This is a genomic window from Kribbella capetownensis (assembly GCF_004331485.1).
Taxonomy (GTDB): Bacteria; Actinomycetota; Actinomycetes; order Propionibacteriales; family Kribbellaceae; genus Kribbella; species Kribbella capetownensis.
In genome coordinates this window covers 534370-547564 of the sequence record NZ_SJKD01000001.1, presented here as the reverse complement: position 1 = coordinate 547564, position 13195 = coordinate 534370, and the positions used below count along the sequence as shown (strand labels likewise).

Annotated in this window: 12 protein-coding genes; 7 read left to right on the top strand and 5 right to left on the bottom strand. The window is 68.8% G+C overall.

All coding sequences use genetic code 11. The features are described 5' to 3' along the window. Positions 1-5: 5 nt before the first annotated feature. The 7 genes from E0H75_RS02650 to E0H75_RS02620 all read left to right on the top strand — a co-directional run bounded on the left by E0H75_RS02650 (position 6) and on the right by E0H75_RS02620 (position 5247). Positions 6-1268, top strand: a complete 1263-nt coding sequence (locus tag E0H75_RS02650) for a DUF6986 family protein (protein ID WP_131511412.1) — start codon at positions 6-8, stop codon at positions 1266-1268. A 32-nt stretch (positions 1269-1300) separates the two neighbouring features. Next, positions 1301-1540: a thiamine-binding protein gene (locus E0H75_RS02645; protein WP_131511411.1), complete on the top strand. Its 240-nt coding sequence runs from the start codon at positions 1301-1303 to the stop codon at positions 1538-1540. Then, complete coding sequence (locus E0H75_RS02640; protein ID WP_131511410.1) at positions 1533-1907, top strand: helix-turn-helix domain-containing protein; 375 nt, start codon at positions 1533-1535, stop codon at positions 1905-1907. The genes E0H75_RS02645 and E0H75_RS02640 overlap by 8 nt, the downstream gene beginning before the upstream one ends. 109 nt (positions 1908-2016) lie before the next feature. Next, entirely contained in the window at positions 2017-2517 is a 501-nt protein-coding gene (uraD, locus tag E0H75_RS02635) for a 2-oxo-4-hydroxy-4-carboxy-5-ureidoimidazoline decarboxylase (RefSeq protein WP_131511409.1), read from the top strand. After that, entirely contained in the window at positions 2514-2843 is a 330-nt protein-coding gene (gene uraH, locus E0H75_RS02630; protein ID WP_131511408.1) for a hydroxyisourate hydrolase, read from the top strand. Before uraD (E0H75_RS02635) ends, uraH begins: the two co-directional genes overlap by 4 nt. A 5-nt stretch (positions 2844-2848) precedes the next feature. Then, positions 2849-3754 (top strand): factor-independent urate hydroxylase, encoded by a 906-nt coding sequence (pucL, locus tag E0H75_RS02625; RefSeq protein ID WP_131511407.1) that lies wholly within the window; start codon positions 2849-2851, stop codon positions 3752-3754. A gap of 131 nt (positions 3755-3885) precedes the next feature. Then, positions 3886-5247, top strand: a complete 1362-nt coding sequence (locus E0H75_RS02620) for an 8-oxoguanine deaminase (protein WP_131511406.1) — start codon at positions 3886-3888, stop codon at positions 5245-5247. A gap of 53 nt (positions 5248-5300) precedes the next feature. Here E0H75_RS02620 and guaD read toward each other — a convergent pair whose 3' ends face one another. The 5 genes from guaD to uraD (E0H75_RS02595) are packed head-to-tail and all read right to left on the bottom strand — an operon-like array spanning position 5301 to position 13126. Continuing rightward, positions 5301-6584 carry a guanine deaminase gene (guaD, locus tag E0H75_RS02615; RefSeq protein WP_131511405.1) on the bottom strand — a complete coding sequence of 428 codons (1284 nt, stop codon included), beginning with the start codon at positions 6582-6584 and terminating at the stop codon, positions 5301-5303. Beyond that, a complete protein-coding gene (gene xdhC, locus E0H75_RS02610) occupies positions 6581-7426 on the bottom strand; it encodes a xanthine dehydrogenase accessory protein XdhC (protein WP_165553406.1) in 846 nt (281 codons plus the stop codon). Before xdhC ends, guaD begins: the two co-directional genes overlap by 4 nt. Beyond that, positions 7423-9771 (bottom strand): xanthine dehydrogenase molybdopterin binding subunit, encoded by a 2349-nt coding sequence (gene xdhB / locus E0H75_RS02605; protein ID WP_131511404.1) that lies wholly within the window; start codon positions 9769-9771, stop codon positions 7423-7425. The genes xdhC and xdhB overlap by 4 nt, the downstream gene beginning before the upstream one ends. Then, positions 9768-11216, bottom strand: a complete 1449-nt coding sequence (locus E0H75_RS02600; RefSeq protein WP_131511403.1) for a xanthine dehydrogenase small subunit — start codon at positions 11214-11216, stop codon at positions 9768-9770. Before E0H75_RS02600 ends, xdhB begins: the two co-directional genes overlap by 4 nt. After that, entirely contained in the window at positions 11213-13126 is a 1914-nt protein-coding gene (gene uraD / locus E0H75_RS02595) for a 2-oxo-4-hydroxy-4-carboxy-5-ureidoimidazoline decarboxylase (protein WP_131511402.1), read from the bottom strand. The genes E0H75_RS02600 and uraD (E0H75_RS02595) overlap by 4 nt, the downstream gene beginning before the upstream one ends. Between the last annotated feature and the right edge of the window lie 69 nt (positions 13127-13195).

The window sequence follows — 13195 nt, the reverse complement described above, 5'->3', positions numbered from 1 at the left end:
CGGGTATGGGCCTGGATGACCTGGTCGGCGAGCTGGATCGGCGCCTGGCGGAGGCCGACGCGGCGCTCTCCGCGGACTACCCGGGAGACCGCGGCGTCCGCCAGCCCGTGCACACCGTCTACGTCCCCGCCGATCGGTACGACGCCCGCACGGTCGACGAGTGGGGCGCCGAAGCCCGCGCCGCACTTGGCGAGTACGGCGCCTCCGCCGCGCAACTGGCCGAGGCGCTGGCTGTCCCGACGGGTGACCCTGGACCGGTGCTCACGGATGAGCTGTACGAACTGGTCCGGGCGAAGCTCGAGCGGGAGCCGATCGAGGATCTGCGGATCGACTTCGAGGACGGCTACGGGACCAGGCCGGACGATCAGGAGGACGCGGCAGCGGTGGCCGCGGCGAGATCCCTCGCGGAGACCGTGACCGCCGGCGTGGCGCCGCCGTACCACGGGCTGCGGATCAAATCGCTGGAGGCGCCGAGCCGGCGACGTGGCGTGCGGACGCTGGACCTGTTCGTCCGCGAGCTGGGCGGCGCGCTGACCGAGGGCTTCGTGATCACATTGCCGAAGGTGACGTCGGTCGAGCAGGTCGAGGCGATGATGCTCGTGCTCGATGCGGTCGAAGCCGAGCACGGAGTGCCGGCAGGATCGCTGAAGTTCGAGATCCAGGTCGAGACGCCACAGTCGATCCTCGGTTCCGACGGGACTGCGCTGGTGGCCCGGATGATCAAGGCGGGTGCCGGCCGCGTGACCGGTCTGCACTACGGCACGTACGACTACTCGGCCTCGTTGGGTGTCGCTGCGGCGTACCAGAGCATGGAGCATCCGGTCGCCGACCACGCCAAGGACGTCATGCAGCTGGCCGCGGCCGGGACTGGTGTGTTCGTGTCGGACGGCTCGACGAATGTGCTTCCGGTCGGATCGGCTGACGCGGTGCACGCGGCCTGGCGACTCCACCTGCGGCTGGTACGACGTTCGCTCGGCCGCGGGATCTACCAGGGTTGGGACATGCATCCCGCCCAGCTGCCCACGCGGTTCGTCGCGAACTATCTCTTCTACCGTGAGGGTCTGGAGACGGCGGCGGCTCGACTGCGTGCGTACCTGGGTCAGGGCGACTCGGGCTACCTGGACGAGCCGGCCACGGCCGCGGCTCTCGCCGGCTTCATCCTGCGCGGGATGGAGTGTGGCGCTGTCGACCAGGCGGAAGTCGACAAACTGATCGGCGTCGACAGCGCCGGTCTGTCCAAGTTGGCGCGTCGACCGCTGCGGTCGTGACCCACTGGCCTGCTGGTCGCTAGCCTCGCGGCATGCGACTGGTTGCGGAGTTCACCACGGAACCCTTCGACGTCGAAGGGCAGCCGCCCGCGCACGCCACCGAGGCGCTGCGCGTCGCGGAGGAGGCCGGCCTGGAGTGCGAGTTCGGGCCGTTGGGCACGCTCGTGCGCGGCGAACAGGAACTCCTGCTGCCCACGCTGACCGGCGTATTGGAGGCCGCCTTCGCCAGCGGCGCCAGCCAGGTGACGCTGCAGGTACGACGCGATGGCTGACAAGGACCAGCATCCGCTCGTCGTCGCGATCACGCCGTTGGTCGAGCGACTGAACGCCGAGCTGGTGTCACCGGGCGACGCGCGGCCGGACGACGTTCCGCTGCTCTGGGATGGTGAGCCCGTGGTCGCGGTACGTCTGACTCGTAAACCCGAGGGCGGTGTGCACACTCTGCTCGCGGAGGTCGCCGAGGAGTTCGGCCGGCCGTTGCGTGAGTTGTCGCGGACCGATAAGCAGCAAGCGGTACTGCGGCTGGAGGAGCGGGGCGCGTTCGAGTTCCGGAAGTCGGCCGAGATCGTTGCCGAGGCGCTCGGCGTCACCCGCTTCACCGTCTACAACTACCTGAACCGCGCCCGCGATCAGGCCTGAACACTTGCCCGCCCGGCCAAACTTCAACAAACTGTTGACGTCAGGCGAGGTGCATGTCAGGCTTTCGTCATACGGAAAGTAAGTTTCAGGATTCGAGAAGGTGTGATCCGTGGACCTGCAGGAGTTCAACTCCGCGCCCGCCGGCCGGCTGCGTCCCCAGTTGTCGGCCTGCTGCGACGTTCCGCGCTGGGTCGACGGCATCATCGCCAAACGCCCGTACGGCGAGGTCACGGCGCTGACCGCGGTCGCGGACCAGTTGCTCCGGGACCTCGACGACACCGAGGTCGACCAGGCGCTGGCCGCGCACCCGCGGATCGGCGACCGGCCGTCCGGGGCGGGCACCGAGGCGGCGTGGTCGCGCAAGGAGCAGTCCGGGGTCGGCGAGGATCCTGACGTGCGTTCGGCCCTCGCCGACGGGAATCGCGAGTACGAGCAGCGGTTCGGCCGGGTCTTCCTGATCTGCGCAACCGGGCTGTCGGCCGAGCAGATGCTCGCCAGCCTGCGCCGGCGGCTCGACCACGACGACGTCACCGAAGCCGCCGTCGTACGGGACGAACTGCGCAAGATCGCTCTGCTCCGGCTGAGCAAGGTGCTGGAGGTCCAGGCATGAGCAGTGTCAGCACGCACGTCCTCGACACCGGTCTCGGGCTCCCTGCCAGTGGCGTGCCGGTCCAGCTGTCCCGGGTCAAGGCCGAGGAGACCGTGGTTCTCGCGTCGGCCACGACCGACGACGACGGGCGGGTCGCGGGTTTGGGGACGGGGCTCGAGGCTGGGACGTATCGGCTCTGGTTCGACGTGGCCGCGTATGCGGAAGCGTCCGGCCAGGACATCTTCTTTCCCGAGGTCACCGTGACGTTCACGATCACCGACGAGCGGCACCACCACGTTCCGCTGCTGCTCAGCCCGTTCGCCTTTTCCACCTACCGAGGGAGTTGATCCCGATGGCCATCCACCTGGGTGCGAACCAGTACGGCAAGGCCGAGAGCCGCGTGGTCCGGATCTACCGCGACACGCCCCGCCACCAGATCCGCGACCTGAACGTGTCGTCCGCACTGCGCGGCCGGTTCGAGGACGCACACACCAGCGGCGACCAGCGTGACGTGCTGCCGACCGACACGCAGAAGAACACCGCGTTCGCGTTCGCCAAGGAGAAGGGCGTCGGCGCGATCGAGGACTTCGCGCTCACGCTCGGTGCGCATTTCCTCGAGGTCGCCCCGGCCGCCGACGGCGCCCGGATCGCGATCGAGGAGTACCCGTGGGAACGGATCAGTGTCGACGGCGAGCCCCACGACCACTCGTTCGTCCGCGCCGGCAGCGGCGTACGGACGACGATCGTGAACGTCGAGGGCCGCGGTGACGAGCGCACGACGTACGTCGTCTCCGGCGTACAGGACCTGACCCTGCTGAAGTCCACCGGCTCGGAGTTCCACGGCTTCCTCAAGGACAAGTACACGACGCTGCCGGAGACCGACGACCGGATCCTCGCCACCTCGCTGGTGGCGCGGTGGAGGTACGACCACACCGACGTCGACTGGGACAAGTCGTACGATCAGATCAAGGCACTGCTGCTCGAGCAGTTCGCGCGGATCCACAGCCTGGCGCTGCAGCAGACGCTGTACGGGATGGGCGAAGCGGTCCTGCAGCAGCACCCGGAGGTGGCCGAGATCAAGTTCTCGGCGCCGAACAAGCACCACTTCCTGGTGGATCTGAGCCCGTTCGGGGTGGAGAACCCCAACGAGGTGTTCATCGCCGCCGACCGGCCGTACGGGCTGATCGAGGCGACCGTCGTCCGCGACGACGCCTCCGAGGCCGGCTCCGCCTGGCACGCCGTCCCCGGTTTCTGCTGACGACTGCCCCTGTAGGTTGGAGAAAGCTCCAATCTGCAGGGGTTTTCGCCTGCGTGCTTCATGCTCGCTGTGGGTTTCCCGGCTCCGGGTCGCGGGGTTGACTGAGGTCAATCGTGGTGAGGAGCGGGTTGATGAGCGCAGTGACGATCGTGGTGGACGGGGCCGCCGTGGTGACGGTGGACCGGGAGCGGCGGGAGTTCGCCACCGGTCATGTGGTTGTCCAGGGCAACAGAATTGTGGCGGTCGGGGCGGGGCCGGCCCCGGCGTACGACGGGGCGCGGGTGATCGACGGACGGGGGTGTCTCGTCACGCCGGGGTTCGTGAACACGCACCAGCACTTGTATCAATGGGTCACCCGCGGGCTGGCGGCTGACGCGACCTTGTTCGGTTGGCTGACGACGCTGTACCCGGTGTGGGCGGGGATCGACGAGGACGCCGTGCACGTGGGTGCGCAGGCCGCGTTGGCGCGGCTGGCGCGGACGGGGTGCACGACGGCGGCGGATCACCACTACGTGTTCCCGCGGGAGGGTGGGGATCTGCTCGGGGCGGAAATCCTTGCTGCGCAGGAGATCGGGCTGCGCTTCCATCCATCGCGGGGGTCGATGGATCTCAGTGAGAAGGATGGCGGGTTGCCGCCGGACTCGGTGGTCGAGGATCGGGACGAGATCCTGATCGCCACCGAGGCGGCGATCGACCGATGGCACGATCCGGCGGCGGATTCGATGCTGCGGATGGTGGTTGCGCCGTGTTCGCCGTTCAGCGTGACCGGCGAGCTCATGCGCGAGGCGGCCGAGTTGGCGCGGCGGAAGAGCGTCCGGCTGCACACGCACCTGGCCGAGACCCTCGACGAAGGTGAGTGGTGTCAGCAGAAGTTCGGCTGTACGCCGCTCGAGTACGCCGCCGACCTCGGGTGGACCGGGTCCGATGTGTGGTTCGCGCACGGGATCCACTTCGACGACGCGGAGATCAAGCAGCTGGGCGAGACGGCGACGGGCGTCGCGCACTGTCCGAGCTCCAACGCACGGTTGGGTGCGGGGATTGCGCGGGTTGCCGATCTGCGGGCGGCCGGTGTGCCGGTTGGTCTCGGGGTGGATGGTGCTGCGAGCAACGAAGCAGGCAGCCTGGCAGAGGAGATGCGGCACGCGCTGCTCTTCGCGCGTGCTCGCAGTGGACCGCAGGCGCTCGACGTACGAGCTGCGCTGGAGCTGGCGACGGTTGGGAGTGCCCGCGTGCTGGGGCGTGAGAACGAGATCGGCTCGCTGGAGCCCGGCAAGCTGGCCGATTTGGCGGTTTGGCGTCTCGATACCCTCGCCCACGCCGGCATCGCCGACCCCGTGGCTGCGCTCGTCCTAGGCACCCCGCCCCCACTGGAACTCCTGCTGGTCAATGGCAATCCCGTCGTGGAACACGACACCCTGGTCACCCTCGACGAACCCACCCTCGCCACCCAGGTGGTCCGCACCCAGCAATCCCTGGTCGCCAAAGCCGGCTGACAGCCGCGGCCCCAGCCGCCTGGTGAGCAGCTGGGGCCGGGGTGGTGGCGGGCTCAGGTGTGCAGGAGGTCGCCGTTGATCCAGACGGCGCGTACGTCGGCGGGGGTGCCGAGGGTGAAGGTCCGGGCCAGGGCTTCCTCGGGGTCGTCGGCGTGGGCGATGCTGACCGCCAACGGCGAGCCCTCCGCGGGGCGCAGCAACTGAGCGTCGAAGCGCTTGCCGACCGACAGGTCGCCAATCTCGGAGCTGAGCCCGAGAGCATCCGCACCGGCCGTGGTGACCAGGTGCAGAAGGTGCGCGGCCGACAGCGGGTGACCATCCTCAGCCTGGAGCTGCTGAGCGAAGTACGCCTGCAGCCCTTCCTTCAGCAGCGAGAACCCAGTGCCAGCGCCGACATCAGACCCCAGCGCAACCCGGACCCCGTGCTGGAGATGCCGAGTCAGCGGAAACAACCCACTACCCAGCGCAGCGTTGCTGGTCGGACAATGCGCCACCGAAGCCCCAGCGTTGGCAAGAAGCTTGAGCTCAACGTCCGTCGGATGCACGTTGTGAGCAAGCACGCTACGCCGATCAACCAGCCCATGCCGGTCGTACGTCGTCACGTAGTCACACCCACCGAACAACTCGGACACCGCCGCGATCTCCGTCTCGTTCTCGTTCAGATGCGAGGTGAACAGCGCCCCAGGCACCTCCTCGAGTACGTCGTGACAGACCGCGAGCAACTCGTCTGTGCACGACAACGAGAACCGCGGCGTCACGGCGTATCGGTTGCGCCCCACACCATGCCAGCGTCGCGCCAGCGCGAGGGACTCGTCGTACGCACGTGAAGGTGTCGTGTGCAGCTCCGGCCGTAGCAGCCGATCACTCACCACCAGCCCGCTCGTCACCCGCAACCCCACCTCGGACGACGCGGTGAACAGCGCGTCGACGGCATCGGCGTAATGCGCCCCGAACACCAACGCACTCGTCGTCCCCGCCGCAGCCAGGCCGCGGACGAACTCGGACGCAACCCCGGCCGCGTACGACGCGTCAGCCATCCGTGCCTCTTCCGGCAACGCGTACTTGTCGAGCCACTCGAGCAACGGCAACCCCAGCCCGCCGACCGCACGGATCTGCGGGAAGTGCACATGCGTGTCGACGAACCCAGGCAGTACCAGGCCGCCGGTCAGGTCGACGACCGGCTCGGCAGGGTGTGCCTGGCGTACATCCGCGAAGGTGCCGCGGGCAACGATCGTTCCGTCCGTGACCAGGACCCCGGCGTCGGTGTCGACGCGCAGGTCGCCACCGGTGAACGGGTTGTCCGGGGTGTCGAGGAACGTGCCTCGGAAGATGGTCATGCCTTCGCCTCACGGTGAACCGGCGCCGGGTTGCGCTCGGCAACGAACAGTTGGAGCAGCCAGGCCGCCACGCTGACCGCGATGGTGGCCGGTTCCTTGCCGGGGAGATCCGGCAGACCGATCGGGGTGACGATCCGGTCGATCGCTTCGGCCGGGTTCCCGTCCTCGGCGAGCTTGCGGCGGAAACGAGCCCATTTCGCGGTCGATCCGATCAGCCCGATCGTCGCGAGTTGCTCGTTCCGCAGCGCCGCGTCACACAACGCCGCGTCCTCCGCGTGGTCGTGCGTCATCACCAGTGCATGGGTCCCCGGCGGCAGCTCAGCCACCACGAGTTCCGGCAACACCGGCACCTGATGCACGTGGACGTTGGCCACCGCATCGTCGAGGACCTGCAGCCGTTCCGCCTCGAGCTGATCCGGCCGCGAATCGATCAGATGCAGTTCGATGTCATGCCGCGCGAGGATCCGCGCGAGCTCGAGCCCCACGTGCCCGACTCCGAAGATCGCCACGGACGGAACCACCGGCAACGGTTCGAGCAACAACTTCACCTCACCCCCACAACACTGCACCCCATGCTGGTACGGCGCTTTGTCCGACAACGCCACGTCGAGCACCTCCGGCGCAGGCGCGCCTTCCGCGATCATGGCCCGCGAGCGCTCGATCGCGACCGCCTCCAGGTTGCCTCCGCCAACAGTCGCCCAGACGTTGTCAGAGGCAACCACCATCTTGGCGCCGGCCTCTCGTGGCGCATGCCCACGGACCGACATCACTGTCACCAGTACGCCGGCGCGCCGTTGCGAACGCAGGTCCTGAACCGCCTTCATCCAGTCCACGTCGCTCACACCCCACTCGCCGTGAGCACGCTCGACCGAGCCCGGTCCAGCGCCCAGTAGACCGCCTCGGGAGTCGCCGGCGACGCCAGATCCACGCTCGTCCCCGCCGGGCCGAACGCCGCCGCGGCCTGTCGCAGGGCCTCGCGGACCGAGAAGGCGAGCATCAGCGGCGGCTCGCCGACCGCCTTCGATCCGTACACCGCACCGTCCTCGTGGGCCTTCTCGAGCAGCCGGACGTTGAACACCTCCGGCATTTCCGAGAAGCTCGGCAGCTTGTAGGTGCTGGCCGCCTGCGTGGCGAGCCGGCCGCGGTTCGGGCCGTTGCTCTCGTCCCAGCGCAGGTCCTCGAGCGTCAGCCAGCCCGTGCCCTGCACGAACCCGCCCTCGATCTGACCGAGGTCGATCAGTGGGCTGAGGCTGTCCCCGACGTCGTGGACGATGTCGACCTGGCGGAGCGTGTACGCGCCGCTGAACCCGTCCACCTCGACCTCCGCGGCGGCGACGCCGTACGCGAAGTACTTGAACGGCTCGCCGCGCATCGCGTTGGCGTCCCAGTGCAGGCCCTCGGTCCGGTAGAAACCGGCCGCCCACAACTGGACCCGCTGGTGGTACGCCGCGTTGACGACGTCCTCCCAGCGCAGGTCCTCGCCCTCGGACAACCCACGGATGACGCCGTCGCTGATGCGTACGTCGTGCGGACTGATGCCGAGCCGGCCGGCGGCGACCTGCTCGAGACGCTCGCGGATCTGCTCGCACGCGTTCTTGATCGCCGCACCGTTCAGGTCGGCGCCGGAACTGGCCGCGGTCGCCGAGGTGTTCGGCACCTTGTCCGTGCGGGTCGGCGCCAGCCGGACGCGCGCGAGCGGTACGCCGAGCGTCGTCGCGGCGACCTGCAGCATCTTGGTGTGCAGGCCCTGGCCCATCTCGGTGCCGCCGTGATTGATCAGCACCGAGCCGTCCTTGTAGACGTGCACCAACGCGCCGGCCTGGTTGAACGCAGTCAGGTTGAAGGAGATCCCGAACTTCACCGGCGTCATCGCCAGCGCACGCTTGCGGTGCGGATGCGACGCGTTGAATTCCGAGATCTCCGCCTTCCGCTGCTCGACGTCACCACCCGCGGACACTTGGCTCCAGCAGGCCTCGAGGCGATCCGCGTGCCGGACCGGCTGACCGTACGGCGTACTGTCGCCCGGCTTGTAGAGATTGCGGTGCCGCAACTCCATCGCGTCGTACCCGAGAAGGGGTGCGCACCGGCCGAGGATGTCCTCGACGACGAGCATCCCCTGCGGTCCACCGAAACCCCGGAACGCCGTCTGCGACGTCTTGTTGGTCTTCGCGATCTGGCCGTCGACCCGCACGTTGGGGATCGAGTAGGCGTTGTCGATGTGGCACATCGCCCGGGCGAGCACCGGCTCGGACAGGTCGAGGCTCCAGCCACCGTCAGCGGTGAGAGTCGCGTCCAGCGCGACCAAGTGCCCCTCGTCGTCGAAGCCCGCCTTCCACCCGCTGTGGAAGCCGTGGCGCTTGCCCGACATCGTCACGTCCTGCGTCCGGTTCAGCCGCAGCCGCACCGGCCGTCCGGTGAGGGTCGAACCGAGTGCCGCGATCGCGGCGAACCCGTGCGGCTGCATCTCCTTGCCGCCGAAGCCTCCGCCCATCCGCAGGCACTGAACAGTCACCGCATGGCTGGCCAGGCCGAGTACGTGGGCCACGATCTCCTGCGTCTCCGACGGGTGCTGCGTACTGCTCTGGACAAAGATCTGCCCGCCCTCGTCGACGTGGGCCAGCGCCGCGTGGGTCTCCAGGTAGAAGTGCTCCTGCCCGGCGAACTCGAACTCACCCTCGAACACATGCGCCGCCGCGGCCAGCGCACTCTCGGCGTCTCCACGCTCCAGATGACGCCCGGTGCCCTGGAAGCTCCCGGCCGCGATCGCCTCTCGAACCGTCACCAGCGATTCGAGTGGCTCGTAGTCGACCTCCACCGCGGCAGCCCCGAGCCGCGCAGCCTCCAGCGTCTCCGCGAGCACCCAGCAGATCGCATGCCCGTGGAACATCACCTCGGACGGGAACAACGGCTCGTCATGCTTCACGCCCGCGTCGTTCACCCCCGGTACGTCCTCTGCCGTCAGCACCCGCACCACACCAGGTACGTCGTACGCCGGCTTCACCCGAAGCGCCGTAACGCGAGCGTGGGTGTGTGGTGACTGCACCGGAAACGCGTGCAGTACGTCGCGCGTCCGTTGAACCAGGTCATCGGTGTAGAGAGCGTGGCCGGTGACGTGCAACGCGGCACTCTCGTGCGGCATCGGTACGCCGACGACTGCCACCGGCGGCCGCTCCGACAGCGAGCTCATGCGGGCACCTCCTCGGCGTGCAAGCGAAGTAGCGATTGGCCGAGCATCGCCGAGCGGTACGACGAACTCGCGCGGTGATCGTCCATCGGAGTACCTTCGGCGGCCATGACCGCGGCGGCCTCGCGCACGGTGCGTTCGGTCCACGGCTTGCCGATCAGCGCCGCCTCGGTCGCCCGGGCGCGCAGCGGTGTGGCGGCGACCCCGCCGAGCCCGATCCGGGCTTCGCGGACGACACCGTCCACCACGTCGACGGCGTACCCGACGGCAACGCTCGAGATGTCGTCGAAGCGGCGCTTGGCGATCTTGTGGAAGGCGGTCAGCGGTGCGAGCGGCAGCGGAAGGACCACGGTCTTGATCAGCTCGTCAGCCGCCTTCAGCGTCTCCCGGTAGCCGGTGAAGTAGTCCGCCAGCGGTACGACGCGCTCACCGCGGTGAGACGCCAGCACGAGCGACGCGTCGAGCGCGAGCAGGGCCGGCGGGGTGTCACCGATCGGCGAACCGGTCCCCAGGTTGCCGCCGATCGTCGCGCCGTTCCGAATCAGCCGGGACGCGAACTGCGGGAACATCTGAGCCAGCAAGGGCACGCGCCCGGCCAGCATTCGCTCGATCTCGCTCAACGTCAGCGCGGCTCCGATCCGGACCTCGTCGCCGCCGAACTCGAACTCCCGCAACTGCGCCAGCCGGTCGATCGCGACAACGAGCGGAGGACGCAGGCCGCGCAGGTTCACCTCGACCCCGAGATCGGTCGACCCGGCAACGATCCGCGCATCCGGCCGATCGGCCAGTAGGCGGAGTACGTCGTCCAGGCCGGCCGGCCGCACGAACTCCGACTCGCCCTTGGTCATCCGGGTCGTCGCCGGCGCCGGCGGTGGGGCGTACCGCCGGGTGGCGAGCGCGTCGTCCGCCGACGGATCCCCCAGCGCGTACGCCGCGTCCCGGATCGGGCGGTAGCCGGTGCACCGGCACAGGTTCCCGCTCAGCGAATGCAGGTCGAACCCGTTCGGACCGTGCTCGTGATCGCAGTGCCCGTTGGACGTCGTACGGGTGGAGCGGTAGAACTCCGCGGCCATGCTGCAGACGAAGCCCGGGGTGCAGTAGCCACACTGTGACCCACCGCGTACGGCGATTTCGCGCTGCACGGGGTGCAGGGTCTCGGGCGATCCCAGACCCTCGGAGGTGATGACCTCCTGGCCGTCGAGGGACCCGATCGGCAGCAGACACGCGTTCACCGCGGTCCAGTCGGTCGGCGCATCCGTCCCGGGCCGGGCGACGAGCACGGAGCACGCCCCGCACTCGCCTTCCGCACAGCCTTCCTTGGCGCCGGTCAGGCCACGGTCGCGCAGCCAATCCAGCACAGTGGTGTGGACCGGGACGTCGCCGATCGCGGTGTCCGCCCCGTTGACCTTGATCGAAGGCGCGCGCAGCGCCTGCGTTGTCGTCGTCATCTGTTGCTGCTCCAGCGTGTCCTTGCACTATGGATCGGATTGGCATCGGAGAGGAAGTCGTCGAACCGGTACCCGGCGATCTTCGCGATCTCGAGCAGCGCGGCGGCGTGTTCCTGGTTCTCGCAGTTGTCCAGCCGCTCGCGGCCCTGCTCGATGATCCGGTGGAAGGAATCCGCGTCCCGGACCGAGATCACCAGCGGGAAGCCGAACCGCTCGCGGTAGGCGTCGGTGATCGTGGCCAGCTCGTCACGCTCCGGATCGGCCAGGAAGGTCAGGCCCTTGTCCGACTGGTCCCGCAGCGACGCCTCGCCGCTGAGGCCGTCGGCGACGAACTGCGAGCCCAGTTGCGGGTAGGCCTCGATCAGCTGACGCTGCTCCTCGTGCGAGCCGGAGAACAGAGCCTCCTGGAAGGAACGGCGCAGTGCGTGGGTGTCGATGAAGGGCCGCATGTCCCAGGCCCGCTCGACCGCCCAGCGCGGGCCCTGGAACAGGCTGGCGAAGGTCTCGACGAACTCCTCGCGGCTCATCTTGTTGACCTGGTCCAGCCGGATCGTGTCGCCCGGCTGCCCGGCCACCGCGGGACCGTAGTCCTTGCCGACGTGGTGGAAGAGGATGTTCAGGCCGATCGCGGTCAGGCTGCCGAGAGTGATGCCGCTGCCGAAGATGATCTCGGCCCAGCCCGGCACCGCCTGGGCGACCTGGGGCTGGGCGGTCACGTACATGGCGAGGCCGACGCTGGTCGCCACGATGACCACGTTCCGGTGGTCGTGGAAGTCGACCTTGGCCAGGGTCTGGAAGCCGACCACCGCCACGGTGGCGAACATCGCCAGCGCCGCGCCGCCCAGCACCGGATGCGGGATGCCGGCCACGATCGCACCGGCCTTCGGCAGCAGCCCGAGCAGGATCATGATCCCGCCGGCCGCCGCGACCACCCAGCGGCTGCGGATCCGGGTCAGCCGGACCAGGCCGACATTCTCGGCGAAGCAGGTGTACGGGAAGGAGTTGAAGACGCCACCGATCGTGGTGGCCAGGCCGTCGGCCCGCAGCGCGCGGGCGATGTCGTCCTTGCCGATCCGCTTCTCGACGATCTCACCGGTCGCGAAGACATCACCGGTCGTCTCCACCGCGGTGATCAGCATGACCACGACCATCGAGATGATCGCCGCGATCGAGAACTTCGGCCAGCCGAAGTAGAACGGCTGGGTGACCCCGACCCAGGCCGCGTCGCTGACCGCGCTGAAGTGTGCGTCGCCGAAGGCCCAGGCGACCAGCGTCCCCACCACCAGGCCGGCCAGCACGGCGACCGTGGCCATGAACCCCTTGAAGACCCGCTGGATCAGCACGATCAGTCCGAGTGTCCCGAGCGCGTAGGCCAGGTTCTTGCCGCTGGTCGGATCGGCCGTCGGCCCCGCGCCGCCGACCGCGTCCCCGGCCGCCACCGGCAGCAGCGCCAGGCCGATGATCGTGATCACCGAACCCGTCACCACCGGTGGGAAGAACCGGATCAGCTTGCTGAAGAAGGGCGCGATGAAGAAGGTGGCGAGACCGGCCACGAGCACGGCGCCGTAGATGACCAGCAGGCCGTCGGTCCCCCCACCGGCGGCCAGGCCGATCGCGATCATCGGCGACACCGCCGTGAACGTGACGCCCTGCAGCAACGGCAGCCGGACTCCGACCTTCCAGAATCCGACGGACTGGATGATCGAGGCGATGCCGCAGGTGAACAGGTCGGCGTTGATCAGGTGGATCAGTTGCTGGGTGCTGAGGCCGATGGAGTTGGCCAGGAGGATGGGTACGATCACCGCGCCGGCGTAGAAGGCGAGCACGTGCTGAGCGCCGTACACGGCGAGCTTGCCGGCCGGCAGCACCTCGTCGACGGGATGGCGGCTCGGTCGCGGGACTGTCTTCATCGGACACACTCCTCGGCTGCGGCAGGTTCTGGCCTGCTCGAAAGCTTGAGCGCATGCCGACTGCGATTG

Coding starts and splice junctions, on each gene's coding strand:
- guaD (WP_131511405.1), bottom strand. CDS start 6,584: ATGACCATCTTCCGAGGCACGTTCCTCGACACCCCGGACAACCCGTTC.
- xdhB (WP_131511404.1), bottom strand. CDS start 9,771: ATGAGCTCGCTGTCGGAGCGGCCGCCGGTGGCAGTCGTCGGCGTACCG.
- E0H75_RS02645 (WP_131511411.1), top strand. CDS start 1,301: ATGCGACTGGTTGCGGAGTTCACCACGGAACCCTTCGACGTCGAAGGG.
- uraH (WP_131511408.1), top strand. CDS start 2,514: ATGAGCAGTGTCAGCACGCACGTCCTCGACACCGGTCTCGGGCTCCCT.
- E0H75_RS02600 (WP_131511403.1), bottom strand. CDS start 11,216: ATGACGACGACAACGCAGGCGCTGCGCGCGCCTTCGATCAAGGTCAAC.
- E0H75_RS02650 (WP_131511412.1), top strand. CDS start 6: ATGGGCCTGGATGACCTGGTCGGCGAGCTGGATCGGCGCCTGGCGGAG.
- uraD (WP_131511402.1), bottom strand. CDS start 13,126: ATGAAGACAGTCCCGCGACCGAGCCGCCATCCCGTCGACGAGGTGCTG.
- E0H75_RS02620 (WP_131511406.1), top strand. CDS start 3,886: ATGAGCGCAGTGACGATCGTGGTGGACGGGGCCGCCGTGGTGACGGTG.
- pucL (WP_131511407.1), top strand. CDS start 2,849: ATGGCCATCCACCTGGGTGCGAACCAGTACGGCAAGGCCGAGAGCCGC.
- E0H75_RS02640 (WP_131511410.1), top strand. CDS start 1,533: ATGGCTGACAAGGACCAGCATCCGCTCGTCGTCGCGATCACGCCGTTG.